We start from the raw sequence: 21,916 nt of genomic DNA, 5'->3' as shown, positions 1-21,916 counted from the left end.
GGCTTCGAAATATAACCCAAACCTGCCTCTTTTCTCTCCTCTTTCTCTAAATTCACTCCGGGAGGGATGGCAGTAGCTTTTTCTCTGGTAAAAGGTTGGCCTTGCTTCGTTTAACTGCTGAATTACAGGTCACAGATAATAATAGAGCCATCGTTTCCACAGATCGTACTCTTCAAGAAAATACTTTACATCTTTAAACCGGGCATCTGAAGGAAGAATCTCTATGAAATTCGGATGTATTCCATAGAATTGAAGCATATCTTTTAATGTTCTAAACTCTTTTGTTGGGATGACTCTTTTTAGTCCGTGTTTGTCATCGTACAAATAGTAATCGTAATAATCTACCAGTCTATTGGGTGCGCCTGTTGTAAAATAACTCTCTTTTCTTACTATTTCTTTGTAAAGAGCCAGCTGTCCCTGGTAAATCAGGTTTAAAAACCGAAGCCTTTTTCTTTCAGACTTGATGATACTTCTATATTCAACCAATAATGTCTTGAATCTATAGTTTACCGATTTGTAAGTAAAACCGAAACCCGCAATATCTTTTGGTGTGAAAGCCGTAAAACGAGTACTGTTTTTTTCTCTAAAATACAATACCGACTGAAAAGGCTCCAGATTTATTCCATAAAATACAAATCCGCCCGAATAGGGATCAAAGAATGAAATATTTACCTCTCCGAATATAGTGTCACAATTGTGTTTGATAATAAATCCGGGTGCTTTTTTAGCGGAAAGAGAACCGATACTTAGAATCAATACCACCGCTATAATTGCAAATCTTATTTTCATCATCCTGTTTTGATAAGAGCCTGTTTAAATTTCGTTGCGATACTTTTTAGGACTATTTTGCCCCAAAATTAAGCCTTTTATCTGATTCTCGCATCATCACTTTGCCAACCAACTCCAGCGTTTTGCCCAATCGGACAAAATATCGCTCCTCCATTTCAGTATTGTTTTTCCTCCCTGAATCTTTCCGTCATAGAGTGACAAGTCAGCCTTATCGGTGAACCAGTTTGCACCCAGCTGATAATCGGTTGCATGAGGTTTTCCCGGCCAGTTGTTGGTCACTACGATGCGGCCTTCTCCGGATGCAAATCCAGCAACGCCGGATGTAAAGCGGTAGTTGACCACTTCAGCCTGCTTGGGAATATACCGAAGCGCATATTCTCCGTTTCCCAGATAGTACCCGGGCCATCGCTGGATATTATTCTTGTAGATAGTCTCCATGTAAAAACAGGCAGAGTCAGGCCGAAGGTTAATCACAGGACCCTGGAAGTGAAACTCCATCACGGTACAAAAAGCGACAGTGTCGGCCACAGTGGTAGTCCGGTTAAATATCACCCTCGGACTGTAGGTGAACTTTTCGAAGCTTCCGCCCCAGCTTTCACGGGTCGGGTCAGAGGGATTGCCATCCATCATGTAGAGCAACGAAGGGGTATCGCCCATCTTTACTTCTCCCTTGTAATAGTTTTTGAAGTCTTTTCCCAAATATCCTCTGGCCTGGATGCAATGGCCGTAGTAGTTGGTGCTCCTGATACTGTCAGGGGAATCATTATTGGAAAAGAACCCGTAATAGGAGGAGTTGACTTCAATAAACCAAATGTTGGGGAAGTTCGCTGCAATATAGGCGTAACTGTTTGCGCTCCACTTCTTGTTTGGACCTCCGATCCAGTAAACCCTGATTTTATCTTGAATATCCGGAGCATCGTGTAGTGCCTGGGCCAGATCCTCCAGACCTCCCCAGCCCAATATCCACAAAGGTTGTGTGCTTTTTTTGCGGGCACAGCGGATAATCCACTCCGAACCCTCTGATGCTTCGGCATACCCGATGTAGGGTGCATTGCCCCGGTGTCCCTGCCGGGTAACAGAGCGCAGATAATCAGGTGATGCCAGGCCATTCCGGTGCTTCCGGAGTTGCGGTAGATCTTTTTCGTACAACCCGATCATTCGCAGAATCTCCTTGGTGCTTCCATTGCCATAGGAAGGGGAGGAGACCAGCCCCTCGATATGAAACCGGTCGCTATACATGAGTAAATGAGCCATCGACTGATTATCATCAGGATCGGTGCCACCGATATCTGTGCTGATCAGGATACGTGGTTTTACGGGAACAGGCTGTTGAGCCGCCAGTGTCATTGTAGATAGTACAAAGAGAAGTAGCAGAATGTGTTTTGTCATGGTGTTGTTTAACTAGAATATAATAGACCCTTGACGAAATTACTAATTTCAGCTTTGACACAAAGGTAAATTCTGGTAGAATACGGGTTTTAATTGGGTGAGAGCCTGTTTCCGGGATTAAATTCCGGATCATTCTATTTCCCGTTCCCCGGTTTTACCTAATCGACTAATCCATTCAATAAACCGTAATAAACCGCTCCACCCGTAAGATCCTGCTATAAATCAATAAAGAAAATCCATTCTCTACTGATATATCTCCAAATACCCTACTGGCAATGTTCGTGAAAAGAGTGTGAAGGGTATGTATTAGTCTTTATAAAAGAGAAAAGCGGTTTCAATCTGTTGCTGTATCAGCATTCTTTAAAGAGCAAGATATTGGGTTTTAGCCAGTCTGGATAGGGATATTCCTCACGGATGAAGAAAATAAGCAGGGTTAAAAACAAGACACATAGTTCGGGGAGTATTAAAAGTAGGTGTACAGTCTGTCTTTCCGTTATGTACTATGAATTAATTGGTACCTGTATGTGTTACTGTTTTGGTGGGTTAAACATGTGAAATGCAAGAACATAGGTGCTTGTGATTTGTTTTAATGTACTGTATTCAGATATACAGATTATTCACTTTAAAAACAAAGATCATGAGCCGCAAGAAAATTTATCAGGAGATTGAACACATGATGGGAGTGGTTCCCTCTATGTTCAAGACGTTGCCTGATTCAGTTCTGGAAACTGAATGGCAACTATTCAAGAAAACTCAGATCGAAGATGCCGCTATTCCAGCAAAATATCGTGAACTAATCGGTCTGGGCATTGCAGCAGCAATGAAATGTCAGTTTTGTGCATATTTCCATACTCAGATGGCCAAGCTAAATGGCGCCACTGATGCTGAAATCGAAAATGCCGTACACATTGCTAAGGATTCCTCCGGATGGAGCACTTATATTCATGGAATGCAGATTGACTTTGCACAGTTTAAGAAAGAAATTGACCAGGCTTGTGCACATATCCGTGAAGAGATGCATCTTATGCGTCACTAATAGGATGGATGGCTTTGCTCCGGCAATGTCCTCTCAAAGTCAACCCTTTCTCTATTTGTCTTATTTATTTGAAAATGGAAAAACAGGCGCTTACGTTGAAGGAAGCGCCTGTTTTTTTTTACTCACATTGCGTCCTATCTACTGATGATGACTCCCGAGTCCTTGTGCCGTATTCGTTCCGGAGCTCTATGGGAGGTCTGCCTATTGCGCCCTCCCAACCGCCCCAATCCCGTTAGCTTTCAGGAGGGGAGAAGTAGTGCAAACAACACCGTATTCTGGTTAAGTCGGTCAATAAATGTGCTGCTTTACTTGTTTTTGCTGCTGCAAAAGTCCCCTTCAGGGGATATAGGGGCGGAAAAAATAATAACCCTCCCACTAGCGCGAGTTTGAGCGCAGCGGGAACTCGTGCTGGAAATCTAAACAGCTTGTAGCTGTTTTAGAATTCGAAGAATTCTGCATCATATATTTTGCTCAGTTTAGCCCATTTAGCTTTTTGAAAAGGACAGCTACAAGCTGTCTCAGTTTTAGGCACGGGGTACGCTATAGCAAAACCAGCGCCAGGAGTTACTTTTCAAACTCGCACAAAAAAGAGCTTTTATTCGTTGCATATTTTGCGGTAAATAAGGTTGATATTCGTCGCATTTAAAAATAATCGATGCAGATTATGCATTGTTTAGCTGGGTTATTCGTTGCACGGTTGGTTTTTAATGCCTACGGGCAACGATGTTAGCCTCTCCCGATTCAGGATATGAAAAAGCAAAGGTCAGAAAGATTCGTTCTTTCTGACCTTTGTCTTTTTTCACTATCGCTAAACCCGCGCCAAGAAGTTACTTTTCAAATTCGTGTGAAGGAGAAGCCATAAACAGCCCATTTCCACACATTTCATGCGATCACGCACACCCGGCATGCGATCATGCACAAAAACCGTGCGATGTTTAACACTTTTACTGCGATCACGCACAGAAAGTGTGCGGTGTTTAACACTTGGCGTGCGATCACGCACACTTTGGCTGCGTGATCGCACACTTTCGGTGCATGCACGCATGCTTTTTATACGCGAACGCAGTAAAAGTATGCGATCACGCACTCTTTTACTGTGATGACGTAATTCCGACAGGATTCACTTATTTTTGAAGTGGGATAACCGACTACCAGAATACGAAATCGTTTGCTTCCACTAGCGCGAGTTTGAGCGTAGCGGTAACTCGTGCTGGAAATCTAAACAGCTTGTAGCTGTTTCAGAATTCGAAGAATTCTTCATCCTCGTGCGTAAAGGCAGCTCCAGTTCCTCCGGATAAACAGTGGAAAGTTGTGGAACCGTCGGTGGGATTTGCAATCCCACCTTTTAAATAGTAATAGGATTTACAATCCGACAACAAACTATTCCGCTATAGAAATAAGCATTTTAGCAATGACGCTAATATATTACCTATTTTTATTCGTATTACAAATGCTTATAATAACAAAGGGGCGGATCGCAGATCACGCCCCGACGGTACATCATTCTTATACGGTTTCATATCCGGTGATATGCGAGGCAATCACTCAATCTTTAAATACTTTATAAAGCTCTCCATCAACGTAAACTTTGTAGTCATTTGTTCGTAGACCCGCAAAAAGTAAAGGTCTAATCTTTTCAATTCTTATATTGTGGATTTCCTTTACTCCAACTTTAAATTCGTATGATTTTACGAGATCAGCAGAAGCCGTTCTTAGATCTCTTATTATTGTCTTTCCATTGACGGATATTTTAAGGTTTCCCCAGAATTTATTGAAACTAAAGAAAATTACTTGTTTCTCGATTTCGCCAATTTCTACTGTAAATTTCATATGAGCTGTTTAATTGAAACTCGTTATATGTGAAATGATTAATCGGAGTGAAGTTCCCCCACTAGCGCGAGTTTGAGCGTAGCGGTACCTCGTGCTGGAAATTCAAGCAGCTTGTAGCTGCAAATTACACCCCTAAATTAGGCAACACAAAAGACTTAGTATTAGTATGCAGCCTGATCCATAAGCCGGGATTGGCATTTAATTGCTGCATCGCCTCTTCTTTATCAGCACTTATACGGGTGTTAAGCACGTTGGCATACGTCTGAATCTTAGCAGGAGCAGAGTCGGCATCAACTACAGACTGAACGATCTTTTTGGCTCCTAATATTGCAGCCGGCCCTAATGTGAGGATGTATTTAGCGGATCTGCACTCCTTTTCATCACTTTCACTAATAATACTGCCTCCCGCTTTAAACTTGTTGATGTGGTGTTCCAGTATGGTGCTTGAAATCGGGATAATCCCTGCAACATGGTGATTCAGTGCACCGGAGAAAGGTTTTATATAAGCCAGGTGTGATGCTTGGTTTTGTTCCGGACCGTGTCCGATAAAGAATATATCCAAACCGCCCAGCTCTTCCAGTTTAGTCAGATACCCGATCAGCGAAGACTCTATATCTTCCGTATCCGTACGCATGGGAGTGAAGCTTTTTATCTTTTTGAAGAAATCATCTCCCAGTATGCGCTCAAAATCACGCACAAAACTTAACCCGTTCTTCATCCCCATAGGTGCAAGGGCATCCTGAGTAAAGACATTCAGCCGGGCAAGAAGCGCATCCTGTTCGGTGCCCTTTGCAATCTCTCCCAGCAAACGGTGCAACTCCTGCGCTCCTCTTCCGCCAAGCAGGGCAATATTGATATCTCCTTCTTTGGCCGCCGCTGTACTGTACAGCTCATTTAACATCGCCTTGCCTACCTCTGCTTCACTTTCAAGTACTATCGGTGAAATACCCTGATCGGTGTATTTAAATTCCTGGTCGCTGTTTTGAGACAACCACACATTGCTATTATTCTCGTCTCTTGTAAACGATGAATGATTTACAGTCATATTTATTATGGATGATTTTGGGGCAAGTACATTGGCGCCCGGTTAGTATGATTTCTATTCTTTCAACCGATATGTTCGGCGTACGTATTCATCTATTGCATGTTTCAAATTCACGTACCCCCGGGATTTATAAAACGCAGCATTCTCATACCCGACTGGAAATCCTTGCTCCACATAATTACGATTAAGGGAAACAGTGAGAGGCATTAGATTCGAATGAACATTACCCTCTGACATAGAATTAATATCCAAATAAAGTATTGACAATTTGTTCGAGAAGTCACATTGATTAAGCTTCAAACATTTGATTGCTTTACCTACATTGGAACGAAAATAGAGCTCCTCATTGAGAACATCGGCTACAAATTGCCATTGTCCGGGCTTCACGCTATCGAGTAAATTCCACGAATAGGTCAAAGGAGACATCTTACTGCTATCATACGATTTCAAAAGGTGGGCCGCTTTTTCAAAACGATCATCCCATTTCCGGGAATAAAGATTGAAGGGTTCTGCACCTCCGAATGCCTGGTATTTATTCAAACTTTGCAATTCTTGCTGATAGGGTTTATTGCAAAGCACTGGAATTGGCATTGCCTTAGCTGTTGATACCCGAAAAACGCCATCAATTATCTCTAAAGCAGCAGTGTTTCCCTTTTTATCGCTCACAAAAAAATGACTGCCGGGGAATGTTGGCCACCAATCGATCACCGGTGCCTTATCGAGATTGGCGATTAGCTCTGGTACAGAAGCATAACGGTCGAGCTGATATTGTATCCATTGGGCCCAAAACATAGATGCTTTGGTGCTGTCAGGGGTCGAAAAAGTTTTATCCAAATAAAGCTCCACGATGAAAAGCCCTTTTTCATTCATTCCGTAGCAGGGCATATCTATTCCAAGGAGGTTGAAGCTAACCGATCCATATTTAGACTTCCATTTGATCCGTTTTTCAGAAGTAGCTATCTCAGCGGTCAGAAAATTCCAACTCAGACTCTGTTTTTCTATCCCCCTGGGATTGACTACGACTATCCCGGGCATTGTTTTCCAGTTTTCATTAAATCCGATCGTGCAATAGCCTTTTCCTTTTAACATAAAAGCCGAACAGGCATTTGATGAGAATGTATTTAGCACGAAGACTCCTATCAGGAGAATAGAGAAATGAAAAATAGATTTTTTCATAGTGATCCTTATTGCATTGTTGTATAATTAGGAATTGTAACTTGAATCATTTACGTTTCATCTGCAAAATTAAGCGAATGGAAGGAAATAGCTGTAATAATCATTCCTTTTCTTATCGGTCTGCTCTGTCGCTAAACCCGCGCCAATGGTAGCTCATTTTGCCAGCCGGGAGGCTGGCTTCCAGCACGAACGAAGACAGAGTCTTCGCTCAACTACCTAACGACCAACCGACCAACCGACCAAACTACGGTTATCGAACGCTACTCCGAACGGAGGATTAAGTATTTGAGGTTCTGGGATTCTCTTCTGTGAATCTCATATACTTATCAAATACTAAGATATGATCTGCATAAAACATAAAACAGACTAATATAACGGCATAAATCAGGGAGAGCCAACCTGACAAGGTGGAAATTACAAGTTTGTATTTAATCGTCAGGACAACTAAACCCAGTGAAGGGGCCAGTGCGTAAAACAACATTCTATAGGTTATGTCCGGATTTAAGATGGTTTCGCTTATCTGTTTCCGTACAATAAACTTGCTCCTTTTATAGCTGGTAAATAAGCCTTTCTCTTCCCAGATTAATACTGGTAGTATCATAAACTGGATCTGTCTTATAGCTCTTATTTTCAATCTTAAAGGTAAATCACTAATCGATGAAAGTCCGTTTGCAACATTGATGGCAGTCACTTTAAGAGTGAAATCTAAATCTTCAGTCTTGCTATAAGTATTACTGAATAGAAAGTCGAAGATCAATAGAGGAATACTGATTATAACCCAACCCAGTGACAAAAGCAAAAATAAGATGGTTCTTACATTCAGTAATCTCCATAAAGCTTGAACCAGATTCTCATTTTCTTCGGTTTTGTCCTGTTTCATCATTTGTAATAAAACGACACACGCCAGAATTAAAGAGGTAGAGAAAAACCAAAGACTAAAAAACGCAGTTGTAATACTTCCCTCAATATTCGTTTCATAAAGATCAGCTGTGCTCAATGCAAAGGCAATGTTTATTGCTATGATAGCCAATAATGGTATTGTCCATACTGGTTTTTCTCTGAAGATTAGAATGACTTCTCTTAACGATATTGGTTTTCCTGATCTTGTATTGATCTCTGTCATTTGTTGATAATGTTTTGTGTGTTCTCTTTCTGTTTAATTCTTTTGCTGCCTACTAATTTCCACAAAAAACAAACCTAAACCGCTGTAGGTCGTTCAGCGACAGGCTTCAGTCTTCGTTTACGGAAAATCAAAGCCGCCACATTTATCTACCTATTTGATGGGCCCCAAGAGTGTTTTATTTTTTCTCAAATAATTTCCCGTTTTTGTCAAATCGTAAACATGCAAAAGGTAATTCAAAGCTGTCCCCCAGACTATTCAATCTTATATCCAACACAGTTACATCATCTATGTTATATGAATTTACATGATAAAGAATTAAAGTATTATCTGGTAATAAAAACCAAATCGAACTAGCATTCCTTTTACTGGTGATTTCAATAAATATTGCTTTCTTAATGAACTCGCTATCGAGTTTATAATTGCATCCACAATTTATTCTTTCAGAAGTCTTTATTGCTTTTTCTAAATCAAATGATGGCTTGATATTGTTTGTGGTATACCATTTTAAACTTTCGATATATTCATCTTGCTTCTTCCAATCGGATGGTTTTTTATTAACTTCTTCTATATTGTATTTGTTTATTCCGCTATTATTGAAGTAGTATATATCAAGCCGGGCACTTGAATCTTGTTTTAGATAATTTGTAATGAAAGATATAGCCTGAACACGTGATATAATTTCTTTATAGTCTTTTTTTATCGAATCTCTTGAATAGAGGGTACTACCATATTTACTATCCAAAAATTGCAGGTAGACATTTGGTAACATGTATTTGTTTTTGAGCGAAACTTTTATCGTCTTGGGCTCATCCCAAATGTACCGACCTCTACCATATACTTCTTCGGAAGAAATTATATCGAAATCTGTCGATAATTCTGAAATCTCTTTTTCGAATGAATATGCACTTAACTTATATAGTTCTTTCGTGTTGTTTCTTATAATCTGATTCACAATGTATTTGAGTAAATCATCTCCTTTTAAAAGTTTATCAAGATTGATCTTTTGCTTAAAAAGTTTATTCAGTAGCAAGTCGATCTTAAAATCGTAAGTGGCTCTGTTTGATCTGTTTTTGTATGGAGTGTTAAAGCCAGAGGGGCATTTGCGAGATGTGAAAATATCAGATATGTCTTTTTTGTTGTAAAGCAAAATCAAATATTCCCGGTTATATATTGGTGTCCCCATCCCACAATATGAAATTCGATGAGACTTAAAAAACTTCGGGAAATGGTGATAAGTGCTATAGAGGTTATACCTATACAGATATTCATTTAATTCGGATTTGTAAACATTGATGTCCGTTAGTTTTTTGAATATGAATTCCTTTTGTTTCTGGTTCCAATCGAACTTACTCTTATTATTGTCATTAAATCCTTTCAATAATTTATCTGGACTGTTTTGTGTAAAAGTAGTATCAATTCCAAGTCTGTTTAGTAATTGTTCTTCTTTATCGAATCTGACAAGTTGTGTATATAGATTATTAATCTTCTTTTTATTGGACAGTACTATGGTATCTGACTTGAATATTTCTTCATTCTTTGAAAAATACTGATTCTGATATATGTTTTTTATGATAACTATTTTATCTGGGAGAGTTTGGCTTATTATAGATAAATACCAAAATGACATCACTAGTATGATTGTTGATTTATTCATTGTAATAATATATTTCTAAGTATCTGCATGGTTTCCGTCCGTAGTCTGCTAATGGCCTCTGTTAACAAATCCAATCCGCAGTAAGTTGTTAGGCGACAGGCTCTTGTCTTCGTCATCAAAAGATCAAAGCACGGCTTTATTTTCTTTTAAAAATGGCCCGAAAAATCCACACCAAAATATCAGATTTTCCGATCGAGACCCAAAAATAACCATTCCTTTTCGATTTATATCTGCTTCACCACATTCATAAAGCAAAAAGACGTGTCCCTGGTGTATCAAACCTGTCAGGTTTATCCTCAATAACAGCAGTCCCTTTCGGGTGCAGCGGTTTTTAACCGCTGATTATCATCGAATATTATCGCGGTTAAATCGCTATCGGGACGCGACACTCGAAAGTTCATCTCTTAAATCAGTTAATCCCTTAGTAGATTAATTTCATGTATTGTCGTAACTGCTAACTGCTTTACTAGAAATATTCAATTCAGTAATAGGATGGAATTGATGTTGTAAATTGGAAATATGAATTACGCGTCAAGCGGCCTGAAGCCGCTGGACGCTAGCGGCACACACCGACTGGATAGACGACCATCAGGATGGCTTTGTGTTTGAGGTTGTCGGTTGCTAACCAACTAAGGTGTTTCCGGTATCTATCGAATAAGCTACAAAATAGCCAGATTCGGCCTTTCTCAGACTATCCTCCGCTACAGCTCCGCTGTTCCTCCAGTGCAACTCCAGTGTAACTCCAGTGCTGAAGTTAGTGCGAAAAGAGATAGGTTGTTTTGAATTGTTTATTTGGGGGTATGGATGGTGGTAATTTGTAACATTGAGGTGCGCTTTTATGATGAATTGAAAGCGCTTGCTGAAGGGCCTTGAAAATCGAGTGTTTTGTGATGATTCCTGAAAGTATTTAGTGGATGAGGGAGGTGGTTTTCGGCTTTATAAAGAATGGTGTGGGTAACTCTATTAATTAGGAAAAATATTTTCCTAAACTTCGTGTGATTATTCTGAGAAACAGGACATAAATCAAAATAGCAAGCCACGAAACGTAGTTCGACGCAGTCAATCCACGAATGAATATAGAGAGGCTAACTTGCTGAGATCATGAATAAATAAAACCGAATATCACAAATTCTTTTCCAAAAATGGAAAAGAAAAGATACTTTCTTATTCGTAAATTCGTGGCTTAGAATTTTCTTAGATTTAGCTATCTTAGAAATACCACCCATACAAACCGTTATAGAGCCTGATTTTCCGGATTTAGGTGATATTACGTCGCAGAATGTAAGATGCGCTTTTGACATTTTGCTACTCTTACAATTGCAAAATACGCCGTTTTTCAGTGATTGATCCTCTAGGGACACTATAGGGATCCTCTAAGGATCCTTCGGGGATGGTCTATGAAATGGCCAGTGTATTAAATAATAGCGTAAATCTGTCTTTTTGTAAGGAAATGTCGATCAAATGGGATTATAATGATATTTGCAGCTTCGATCTTGATTCAAGGGGGATTGTACCTGTGCAAGTACCTGAGAAATGATATTGCAGGACCTATCTCTTTGGATAGGTGGTTATTCGCTGTGCCAGTGTGGTCTGATTATAAATAATTCGGTTCTTGATAAAGGCAATGTTAATGAAAATTCGGCGGGATTTCGTACCTTTGCCCCTCAAAATTAAAGGTGTAATTATAGATGAAAGTAATTGAAATGATTCAGTCCGCCAAAAAGACGGCGTTTTCATTCGAAATTTTGCCTCCGCTGAAAGGAAGCAGCATCGAAAGAGTTTTCAGAACCATCGACACTCTTCGCGAGTTCGATCCTAAATATATCAACATCACAACTCACCGTAGTGATGTCGTTTACAAGACGGTGGATAACGGACTTCTGAAGCCGGTCGTAGAGCGTAGCCGTCCGGGTACTGTGGCTATTGCAGCTGCTATCCAGAATAAATACGGCATTACCGCTGTGCCACACATCATCTGTAGCGGTTTTGGCAAGGTAGAGACAGAGTACGCTATGATCGACCTGAGCTTCCTGGGGATTACCGACCTGTTGGTACTTCGCGGAGATAAAGCCAAATCGGAGAAATCATTCAAAGCGAAAGAGAACGGCCACAGCCACGCGCTTGATCTGCAACACCAGATTAACGACTTCAATCAGGGACACCTGATCGACGGTGGTAAAATGGATCCGTTGACCACTCCATTCTCTTATGGTGTAGCCGGTTATCCGGAAAAACACGATGAGGCCCCAAACCTCGATTCAGACATTTACTGGTTGAAAGAGAAGGTAAAAGCAGGAGCGGAGTATATCGTTACCCAGATGTTTTTCGATAATAAGAAATATTTCGAGTTTGTGGATCGCTGTCGTGCCGAAGGTATTACCGTGCCTATCATCCCGGGATTGAAGCCACTGACCGTTCTTGACCAGTTGACCGTGCTGCCAAAAATCTTCCACGTAGATATTCCTGAAGATTTTGCCAAGGAGCTGCGTAAATGCAAATCCGACGAAGAGGCTCGCATTGCGGGTGTGGAATGGTGTACCATGCAGGCCAGGGAACTGATCCAGCACGGAGTTCCAAGCATTCACTTCTACACGCTGATGGCAACCAAGAGCGTGAAAGAAGTAGCTCAAATTGTATATTAATTATACCTGTTGAACGTAATACGTTGTACGTTTTACGTTGATGACTGTTTGGTTTTAGGTAGAGTTTCTATCTTTCCAAACGTATAACGTATGACGTAAAACGTTTAACTTTAAAATATGTTTTTTCAAGATGTGATCGGACAGGAAGAGTTGAAGCAGCGTCTCATTCAGACGGTGCGGGAGGGGCATATTGCCCACGCCCAGCTCTTTTGCGGCCAGGAGGGAGTCGGCGCGCTTCCGATGGCATTGGCTTATGCCCGTTATGTGCATTGTACTCATCCGCTTGAAAACGACGCTTGTGGCGAATGTCCTTCCTGCCGCAAGTACAACAAACTGATTCACCCGGACCTCCATTTCGTATTTCCGATTGTCAAAGCCGACAAGAAGAAAAAAGAGGTTTGCGACGACTTCCTTCCTGAATGGCGGGAGTTTGTCCTGAAGAATGGTTACTTTTCCTATAACCACTGGCTTGGATTTCTGGGTAGTGAAAATGCGCAGGGATTGATTTACGCCAAAGAGAGCAGCGAGATTATCCGCAAACTTTCGCTTAAGACCTATGAGGCGGAATATAAAATCATGATCGTGTGGCTGCCCGAGAAGATGCACGATGTCTGCGCCAATAAACTGCTCAAGATGCTGGAAGAGCCACCGCAAAAGACGCTTTTCCTGCTGGTTGCCGAGCAGCCTGAACAGATGCTGACCACCATTCTTTCGCGCTGCCAGCGGGTGAATGTCCGTCCGATTGAATCGGAAACGTTGCGTTTGGTATTGAGTACCCGTTACGGACTGACCGACCAGGATTCGGCTGCCGTGGCTCATATTGCCGGAGGAAACTACCTCAAAGCCATCGAAACCATTCAGCTGAATGAAGAAAATCAGCTTTACTTCGAATATTTTACCCGTTATATGCGTCTGGCCTATACGGTAGCCAATATGAAGCGGGCCGATAATCCCCTGCTGAAATTCAACGCGTTGAAAGAGCTGAAGGAGGTGGCTGATGAGATTTCAGAGCTGGGCCGTGAACGTCAGAAACAGTTTCTGGCCTATTGCCAGCGTTACCTGCGCGAGAACTTTGTCCTGAACCTGCGCGTGCCATCACTTAGCTACCTGAATGCCAAAGAGGCGGCTTTCTCATCTAAATTTGCACCGTTTATCCATCACCGGAATGTATTCCAGTTCTTGGAGGCATTCGAACATGCCGAAGTCGAAATCGGGCAGAACGTTTATGCTAAAATGATCTTTTTTGACCTCGCCCTGAAAGCCATTATGTTACTTAAAAATTAATCAGCCGGTAAACTTCTCATTCATACCGTTGTTATTTAGATTTTCGGCATAGAAAATGATTATATTTGTAGGCTTCTTTTCCGAAAGAGGCTTTTTTCATTCAACTCAATATATATACTTTACGCTTAAATGGATTTTAAACACGATAATAAGGGCTGCAACATGAACAAGAAAGGTTGCAGTACCAAAATGGATACCAAGCTCAATACCTTTGATTGGCTGTGCGACATTGACGAAGCACACAACGAATGTGAGTTTATCGAAGTCCAGTTTAAAAATACCCGCAAAGGGTATTATCGCAACAGTAACGGACTCCGTCTTGAAAAAGGCGATGTGGTAGCGGTAGAAGCTACTCCGGGACATGATATCGGTACGGTGACCTTAACTGGCAGATTAGTTATTCTTCAGATGAAGAAGATGAATATTCGTCAGGATAGCGCAGATATCAAGCGGGTTTACCGCAAGGCTCGTCCGGTGGATATGGAGAAATACGAAGAGGCGAAAGCCCGCGAACACGAAACCATGCTTCGTTCCCGCCAGATTGCCGATGAGCTGAAGTTGAACATGAAGATCGGGGATGTTGAGTATCAGGGGGATGGCAATAAAGCTATCTTCTACTACATAGCCGATGATCGTGTCGATTTTCGTCAACTGATTAAAGTTTTGGCAGATTCGTTTAAAGTGCGTATCGAGATGAAACAGATCGGGGCCCGTCAGGAAGCGGGTCGCATTGGCGGTATCGGTCCCTGTGGCCGTCCGTTGTGCTGCTCCGGCTGGATGACAAACTTTGTATCGGTGGCTACCAGTGCCGCACGTTATCAGGATATTTCATTAAATCCGCAAAAGCTGGCCGGCCAGTGTGCTAAGCTGAAATGTTGCCTGAACTATGAAGTGGATAGCTATGTGGAGGTACAGAAAGAACTTCCATCACGCGAAATACCGCTTGAAACTCAAATGGGTACTTTCTATCACTTCAAAACAGATATCTTCAACCGGTTAATGACTTATTCAAGTGACAGAAACGTATTGGCGAATCTGACAACGATACATGCTGACCGCGTTTTTGAAATTATCAGTCAGAATAAAAAAGGCATCAAGCCCGAAAATCTGTTGGAAGAACCACAGAAAAAAGCTCAGCCGAAAGACTTCCAGGATGGAGTGGGAGAGGAGAGTCTGACCCGCTTCGACAGGGAAAAAAGGAAAAAAATAAACAACGGTCGTGACCGCGACCGGGATCGTGACCGTGATAGAAACAGAGGCAACAGACCGAATAATAACCAGAACCAGTCACAGGCAGCACCCGGTGAGAGACAGTCAACGGGGGAAGGCGGAAATCAAAACCGCAATAACCAGAACCGCAGAGGCGGCGAACGCCCGAGCCGTCCGGAACGCCCAGAACGTCCGCGTAATGAGCGCAGTGATCGCAATGAGCGTAACGACAGACCAGAACGTAACGACAGGCCTGAACGTCAGAACAGACCGCCACGGAACCAGCGTCCTAACCGCCCACAGCGTCCCGAAAACCCTGAATCCTCAGAGAAATAAATAATCGGGTGTCATTCAGTGATTTATCAGCTGAATGACACCTCTTTTTTATGTGTTTTGAATTGAAAAGATTATCTGATATGCTTTGTCTCAGAAAGATATTACCCCTTTTAGCACTACTTTTTATCTGCGCATCCTGTCATTTTGACCAGACTTTTACCGAATTCAGGGATTTCTCCGAAAAGGGATGGAACAGATACGACACTCTGACTTTTTCACCGGAAATAAAGGAGACAGGGAAGTATAACCTCTTTGTTGATACCCGAAACAATAACCAATACAACTATCAGAATGTATGGATGTTTATCTCATGCAAACAGGATTCGGGAGTCTTATTTTCTGACACTTTGGAGGTTAAACTGGCCGATAAGCTGGGAAACTGGTTTGGTTCAGGATGGGGATCATTGTATGAACTGACTACTCCTGTGAAAAATAGTTTTACATTAAATCAGGGAAAACACTACACTTTCAGGATTGTACAGGGCATGAGGGATTATGACCTGAAAGGCATGGAAAGTGTAGGTTTTCACATCGAAAAGGCCCAATAAAACTCTTCGGTAGCAATTCCATCAACTTTATTTGCTTTACAGCAAAGAATTAGCCGGTTGGCGTGAACCGGTTAGTCGTTTTTGCCGTTAAAATTCTGTAAAGCATTAGTTTGGATATGCCGTCGAATAAAACCATAAGCAATGAAGGATGGACTACGCTGATCCGTCCCAAAGAAAATATCTGGAAACTGGATATAGCTGAGCTGTGGCAATATCGCGACTTGCTGTACATGTTTGTCAAACGCGATATTGTCACTTTTTACAAACAGACCATTCTCGGCCCGATCTGGTTTTTTATCCAACCTGTATTTACGACCATTATCTACATGGTGGTTTTCGGCGGCCTGGCTAAGATTTCTACAGACAGCTTGCCGCAACCTCTTTTTTATATGTCAGGCATTGTCTGCTGGAACTATTTTTCTGACTGCCTTACACGCACATCTACTACCTTTACTGCCAATGCAAATATATTTGGAAAAGTATATTTCCCACGATTGATTATTCCGTTTTCAGTCGTCATCTCCAATATGATCAGGTTGTTTATACAGCTTTCTCTTTTCGTACTGTTATACATCTATTTTATGATGAGGGGAGCACCGGTTCATGCCAATGCGGTTGCTCTGCTTTTTCCTTTTTTGATCCTCTTACTGGCAGGATTGGGACTTGGTTTCGGACTTGCTTTTTCTTCCATGACAACCAAATACCGCGACCTGACCTTCTTACTGACGTTCGGTGTACAGCTTTGGATGTATGCCACGCCTGTTATTTATCCGCTTTCCACGATTTCGGAAGAGTATAAGTGGATCGTGGCTCTCAATCCATTGACAGCGATTATCGAAACGTTTAAATATGGATTTCTCGGACAGGGTACATTTTCACTGCTTTATCTGACATATAGCCTTATAGTTACCGTGGTTTTACTTTTTGCAGGTGTTGTAACCTTCAACAAAGTACAACGTAGTTTTATGGATGTCGTGTAATAACTTCGGATATGAATACCATCGAATTCAACAACATCAGTAAACAGTATCGCCTGGGACAAATCAGTACCGGTACGGTTTCGCACGACCTGAATCGTTGGTGGGCCAGGTTTCGGGGGAAAGAAGATCCTTACCTGCAAATCGGAGAGATAAACGACCGGTCGCACAAAGGAACGAGTGACTATGTGTGGGCATTGCAGGATATAAACTTTTCGGTGGAGCAGGGCGATGTTGTCGGCATCATAGGCAAAAACGGTGCCGGTAAATCTACTTTACTCAAAATATTGTCCAAAATTACAGCTCCCACCACCGGCGAAATCAGAGCCCGCGGTAGAATCGCATCTCTGCTTGAGGTCGGTACCGGGTTTCATCCTGAAATGACGGGGCGTGAGAATATATACCTGAACGGAGCTATTATGGGCATGACTCGTTCAGAAATTACACGTAAGCTGGATGAAATCGTTGATTTTGCCGGAGTGGAACGTTATCTGGATACTCCGGTAAAACGCTATTCATCGGGCATGATGGTCCGTTTGGGATTTGCTGTTGCAGCTCACCTTGAACCTGAAATACTGATCGTTGACGAAGTGCTGGCTGTAGGTGACGCCGAATTTCAGCAGAAAGCGATTGGGAAGATGCAGGAGGTATCCCGGGGTGAGGGTAGAACTGTGTTGTTTGTGAGTCACAATATGTCTGCAGTCAGATCATTGTGTAAGAAAGGACTAGTTTTGAGTAATGGCCGATGCGAAAAATACGGTTTAGTTGAAGATGCGATACGTTATTACTTAGAGAATAGCGTGATTAGTAGGAACTTTGAATTAAGACAACATATACAGATTCAAAATGCCGGGCTTGAAGTGAAATCAATTTCGATAAATGGGAAATCAGATTGGATCATCGATATTGATCGGGAGCATCATGAATTTGAGATTACAATTTGCGGATTTCTAAAGGGAAAGAAACGAATGGCGCTGGAAGTCCGTTTTTTTGATGTCATTGGTCTGCCAGTGGCATTCTTTTCCGGAGGACACACTTATGGTGAAATCCATGAATACGAAGGCGAATTTATGTTTTCGGAAAGGATAAAAATCCCTCACAATCTGACCAAGGGGTGTTTTAACGGTTATATAGCTCTGACTTACCCCGGATTTGAAACCTATTTTGAAACTGATCGGTCCATACAGCTTAATGTTGAGGGTTTAATACTTTATACAGGACATGTGTTTGAATATGAGAATGCAGGACTAATTGTCCTCGAAAAAGCATAAAATGGTATATATGAGTTTTATATCAAAGTAAGATGAAGATAGTATTCGTTACATATGGTGATAGAGTCTATAAATATGCACGAAAGAGAATTGAGGCAGAAGCCAGGCAATTGCACATTTTCGACGAGTTTTATATTTACACGGAAAAAGATTTACCGGATTATATAAAAAACTCTCCTTTGATGGCATTTGATAAAGGAGGTGGATATTGGATATGGAAACCTTTTGTAATCTGGAACACTTTAAAGCAGCTTAATGCGGGTGATGTGATATTTTATGCTGATGCAGGGTGTACTTTAAAGAAATCGAAAGAGTGGACTTATTATATTAAGGCGCTACAAGAAGGATATAACGGCATTTTGTTTCAATATAAAAATCAGAATTATAACTGGTGGTACGAAAATAAAAGTCCTTTACTCAAATATTGGACCAAAAAAGGAGCTGCCGAATATTTTGATTCATTGGGTTTTGATCGAAGCTGGCAGGAAGAACCGCAATTGGTTGCCGGGGTATTTTTTGTAAAGAAAACCTATTACAATGCCCTGATCAATGATTGGTATCGCTTAGCATTGTTTAATCCATATCTGTTTACAGATGAGTTAATTGCTGAAAAATCAATCCAGATTGAAGGTTATATCAATCATCGCCATGATTTATCAATTTTCTCAATTTTGGGATTAAGGTTTAAAACTGAAGAGAATTATCTCATTTTGACCGAGAATATGGAAGAATGTTCAAAAGAAAATGCGATCAGAACAACACGTTTGAAAGACAGAAATCCAATTATAGAATGGGTTAAATCGTGGAAGAATAAATAGATAATCTTAAGTGGGGTTTTGAATAAAAGATTATGTCTTCATGAAACTATCGGTTATAACAGTAAATCTGAATAATGCACATGGATTACAAAAGACCATTCTGAGCATTATTAGCCAGACCTTCCAGAATTTTGAATACATCATAATTGACGGAGGTTCGGTTGATGATAGTTTGAAGATCATAAAGCAATATCCGGATAACATTAGCAAGTGGGTCAGTGAACCGGATGATGGAATCTATCATGCAATGAATAAAGGAATCCGGTTGGCGCAGGGTGATTACCTGCTTTTCCTGAATTCAGGGGATCAGTTATATGCGTCAGATACTTTGTGGCAGGTTTTCGAAACAGAACATGATCAATCTATCCTTTACGGAAATGTTTGGGTTACACCGGAAGATCGTGTGATTAGATATCCCGGGAAACTCACAATGGCATTCTTGTATGAGCAAACGATTGTGCAACAGTCAATTTTCTATAGGAGAGATCTTTTTCACGATTTACAATTTGATGAATCGTACCGTCTTATATCGGATTGGATTTTTTTGATGGATCAGGTTGTTTTTAAAGCCTGCTCTTATCTCTATGTAGATCTGATAATTGCGAATTATGATGCAACCGGTTTAAGCTCAGAAAAAGATAGTATATCGCTTATTCGTAAAGAGCGGGAGCTATTTTTGCCAACCCGATTCCCTGAATTGGTATTGGATGATTTTCAGACCTTTTTTATGTTGAGAAAATCAGAGTTGTATGAAAGTGTGGTTTTCTTACAACGTACGACCGGCTTAAGAAAGTTCGTTGCAGCATTGGTTTCAGGAATTGTCAAATGCTATAAGTTCTTCAAACGAATAGAGAGTAAAACATGAAGTTATCCGTCATCATACCCGCCTATAATGTCGCTGAGTATATCGGCGAATGTCTGGATTCGGTTGTCAATCAGACTTACCGTGATCTGGAGATTATTGTGGTAAATGACGGAAGTACTGACAATACGGGAGAGATTATCGGTCGTTACAAAGGAGATAACAGGATTATAATCATTGACAAAACCAATGGCGGACTTAGTGAAGCCCGTAATGCAGGAATTGCCAGGGCGACCGGGAATTTGATTACGTTTCTGGATGGAGATGATTGTTTGTCCAATGATTGTTATGAGCTGAATGTCGGTTATTTCACGGAGGATGCAGCTCTTGATATGGTGCAATTTCCGGTTATGTTTGACTGGCAAAGTGACCATCAATATTTGCGTAAACCTCAATCCCGCATTATTCAGGGGGATGATGTCTTTGCTTTGTGGTGGAAAAACGATCAGCTGATTTACTCGGCATGGAATAAGATCTATCGGCGTGAGATATTTCGGTCAGTAACTTACCCCAAGGGGAAATGTTTTGAAGATATGTACATTGTGCCTGATCTTGCCAAGAAAATTAAGAAAGTCGTGGTTTCTGAATCAGGTGTTTACTATTACCGATACAGGCCGGGCTCAATTCTTAATTCGATTCTTTCATACGGAAAGCATAGTGATCAGTTGGATGCAATGATGCGGATATATGACGAATCCCGCCACTATTCATCTCTGAAAAAAGAACGGGCTGAATTTTGGATAAACATCATTTGGTGGCAGCTTTATTCCCTTTATCACTATTCCAAAGAGGAGCGAATGAGCTCAATCCGGGCATTTCAGCAGTATCCGTTGTCAATGGGTGACTTTATAAACGGCAGATTGTCAGTGAAGAACAGGGTTCGGATAATAACTCTTAAAGCGTTGGGTTTTCCAAATCTATTTTGGCTTTTTCAGTTATTGAAAAAATTGAAAGGAGAATCTGTATGAAAGGTTTCAGGAAAATATGCAAAGAGAGAATCGATGAGTTTATGGCCTATTTTGCCAGATATCTCATGGAAAGGTATGACATGGATGCCCGGCTAAGAAACCTGAAATATGAAATCGCAGATTCTATTCGTCAGCAAGAAATTCTCTTTCCGAAGATAATTCCGGCATTGGAGACTCTGGATAAGCTGATTGCCAGGAAATGTTCCATCTGTCGTTACGGAGATGGCGAATTTTCCATTATGCAGGGACATTCCATCCGGTTTCAGGCCTATCATCCTTCGCTTTCCATCCGTTTGCTTGAAATCATAAAATCGGATGATGAATCAATCCTGGTGGGAATTCCCGATTCGATGGGTTCTCTGGATCGGTTTGAACATGTATCAAAGCAGTGGGCGAGTGTCTATTATGGTTATAACCGGGAATCGGTCTATAATTTGATTGATTTTCAGAAGGTCTATTATGATTCGGGAGTGACGAGACCTTACCTCAATATCAGGGATAAAAGTGTTGCTGCGCAAATAATCGGCCGCTTCCCGCTTTTGTGGCAGGAGAGGGAAATCGTTTTGATTGAGGGGGAATACACAAGAGCCGGCATTGGCAATGATCTGTTTGCAAATACCAAAAGTATTGAACGGATTGTTTGTCCCAATTTTGATGCCTTTGATCATTATGACCGGATTCTGGAGACCGCTTCGGTGCAACCGAAACATAAGTTGATGCTGATAGCCCTGGGACCCACAGCAACAGTCCTGGCCTACGATCTGGCTAAACAAGGATTTCAGGCCATTGATCTGGGGCATCTGGATATTGAATATGAATGGTATAAAAAAGGTGCTACAACGGTTCAATCCGTTGATGGAAAATATGTAAACGAAGCAACATCAGCAAAGCGACAGTCATTTCCCGAGCTGAAAGATGAAGTGTATCAGAAACAGATTATAGCCCGCATTTTGAAATAA

The 21,916-nt window shown here is 41.3% G+C and carries 18 protein-coding genes; 11 read left to right on the top strand and 7 right to left on the bottom strand.

Annotated features, from left to right (window positions below):
* Window positions 1–129: 129 nt before the first annotated feature.
* Window positions 130–792, bottom strand: a complete 663-nt coding sequence (locus MLE17_RS02525) for a hypothetical protein (protein WP_243346656.1) — start codon at window positions 790–792, stop codon at window positions 130–132.
* A 93-nt stretch (window positions 793–885) separates the two neighbouring features.
* Window positions 886–2,178, bottom strand: coding sequence for a nucleoside hydrolase-like domain-containing protein (locus MLE17_RS02520; RefSeq protein ID WP_243346653.1), 1,293 nt, complete (start codon window positions 2,176–2,178; stop codon window positions 886–888).
* Window positions 2,179–2,815: 637 nt separating this feature from the next.
* Between MLE17_RS02520 and MLE17_RS02515 the strand changes: the two genes are divergently transcribed.
* Window positions 2,816–3,214 (top strand): carboxymuconolactone decarboxylase family protein, encoded by a 399-nt coding sequence (locus MLE17_RS02515; protein WP_243346644.1) that lies wholly within the window; start codon window positions 2,816–2,818, stop codon window positions 3,212–3,214.
* Between the two features lie 1,545 nt (window positions 3,215–4,759).
* Here the strand turns inward: MLE17_RS02515 and MLE17_RS02510 are convergent.
* The 5 genes from MLE17_RS02510 to MLE17_RS02490 form a co-directional block, all read right to left on the bottom strand.
* On the bottom strand, window positions 4,760–5,044 hold the full coding sequence (locus MLE17_RS02510) for a hypothetical protein (RefSeq protein ID WP_243346642.1): 285 nt from the start codon (window positions 5,042–5,044) through the stop codon (window positions 4,760–4,762).
* A 124-nt stretch (window positions 5,045–5,168) separates the two neighbouring features.
* The gene (locus MLE17_RS02505; RefSeq protein ID WP_243346629.1) at window positions 5,169–6,089 is read right to left on the bottom strand and encodes a hypothetical protein; all 921 of its coding nucleotides are present in this window, start codon (window positions 6,087–6,089) and stop codon (window positions 5,169–5,171) included.
* Between the two features lie 54 nt (window positions 6,090–6,143).
* Window positions 6,144–7,265, bottom strand: a complete 1,122-nt coding sequence (locus MLE17_RS02500; RefSeq protein WP_243346627.1) for a linear amide C-N hydrolase — start codon at window positions 7,263–7,265, stop codon at window positions 6,144–6,146.
* 277 nt (window positions 7,266–7,542) lie between these two features.
* Window positions 7,543–8,388, bottom strand: coding sequence for a hypothetical protein (locus MLE17_RS02495; RefSeq protein WP_243346624.1), 846 nt, complete (start codon window positions 8,386–8,388; stop codon window positions 7,543–7,545).
* Between the two features lie 175 nt (window positions 8,389–8,563).
* Window positions 8,564–10,042, bottom strand: a complete 1,479-nt coding sequence (locus MLE17_RS02490) for a hypothetical protein (RefSeq protein ID WP_243346621.1) — start codon at window positions 10,040–10,042, stop codon at window positions 8,564–8,566.
* Window positions 10,043–11,730: 1,688 nt separating this feature from the next.
* Here MLE17_RS02490 and metF point away from each other — a divergent pair.
* The 10 genes from metF (at window position 11,731) to MLE17_RS02440 (ending at window position 21,916) form a co-directional block, all read left to right on the top strand.
* The gene (gene metF, locus MLE17_RS02485; protein ID WP_243346619.1) at window positions 11,731–12,684 is read left to right on the top strand and encodes a methylenetetrahydrofolate reductase [NAD(P)H]; all 954 of its coding nucleotides are present in this window, start codon (window positions 11,731–11,733) and stop codon (window positions 12,682–12,684) included.
* 117 nt (window positions 12,685–12,801) lie between these two features.
* Window positions 12,802–13,968 carry an ATP-binding protein gene (locus MLE17_RS02480; RefSeq protein ID WP_243346618.1) on the top strand — a complete coding sequence of 389 codons (1,167 nt, stop codon included), beginning with the start codon at window positions 12,802–12,804 and terminating at the stop codon, window positions 13,966–13,968.
* Window positions 13,969–14,097: 129 nt separating this feature from the next.
* Complete coding sequence (ricT, locus tag MLE17_RS02475; protein ID WP_243346616.1) at window positions 14,098–15,513, top strand: stage 0 sporulation family protein; 1,416 nt, start codon at window positions 14,098–14,100, stop codon at window positions 15,511–15,513.
* An 80-nt stretch (window positions 15,514–15,593) separates the two neighbouring features.
* Complete coding sequence (locus tag MLE17_RS02470; RefSeq protein WP_243346613.1) at window positions 15,594–16,061, top strand: gliding motility lipoprotein GldH; 468 nt, start codon at window positions 15,594–15,596, stop codon at window positions 16,059–16,061.
* A gap of 116 nt (window positions 16,062–16,177) precedes the next feature.
* Window positions 16,178–17,041: an ABC transporter permease gene (locus MLE17_RS02465; protein ID WP_243346611.1), complete on the top strand. Its 864-nt coding sequence runs from the start codon at window positions 16,178–16,180 to the stop codon at window positions 17,039–17,041.
* Between the two features lie 11 nt (window positions 17,042–17,052).
* Window positions 17,053–18,309 carry an ABC transporter ATP-binding protein gene (locus MLE17_RS02460; protein ID WP_243346608.1) on the top strand — a complete coding sequence of 419 codons (1,257 nt, stop codon included), beginning with the start codon at window positions 17,053–17,055 and terminating at the stop codon, window positions 18,307–18,309.
* 32 nt (window positions 18,310–18,341) lie between these two features.
* Window positions 18,342–19,127 (top strand): hypothetical protein, encoded by a 786-nt coding sequence (locus MLE17_RS02455; protein WP_243346605.1) that lies wholly within the window; start codon window positions 18,342–18,344, stop codon window positions 19,125–19,127.
* Between the two features lie 40 nt (window positions 19,128–19,167).
* Window positions 19,168–19,992, top strand: a complete 825-nt coding sequence (locus MLE17_RS02450; RefSeq protein ID WP_243346603.1) for a glycosyltransferase family 2 protein — start codon at window positions 19,168–19,170, stop codon at window positions 19,990–19,992.
* Window positions 19,989–20,957, top strand: coding sequence for a glycosyltransferase family 2 protein (locus MLE17_RS02445; protein WP_243346601.1), 969 nt, complete (start codon window positions 19,989–19,991; stop codon window positions 20,955–20,957). The genes MLE17_RS02450 and MLE17_RS02445 overlap by 4 nt, the downstream gene beginning before the upstream one ends.
* Window positions 20,954–21,916 carry a GT-D fold domain-containing glycosyltransferase gene (locus tag MLE17_RS02440; RefSeq protein WP_243346591.1) on the top strand — a complete coding sequence of 321 codons (963 nt, stop codon included), beginning with the start codon at window positions 20,954–20,956 and terminating at the stop codon, window positions 21,914–21,916. Before MLE17_RS02445 ends, MLE17_RS02440 begins: the two co-directional genes overlap by 4 nt.

It is taken from the genome of Parabacteroides sp. FAFU027 (assembly GCF_022808675.1).
GTDB lineage: Bacteria > Bacteroidota > Bacteroidia > Bacteroidales > UBA7332 > CAXXIC01.
This window is presented reverse-complemented; position numbering and strand designations above follow the sequence as displayed.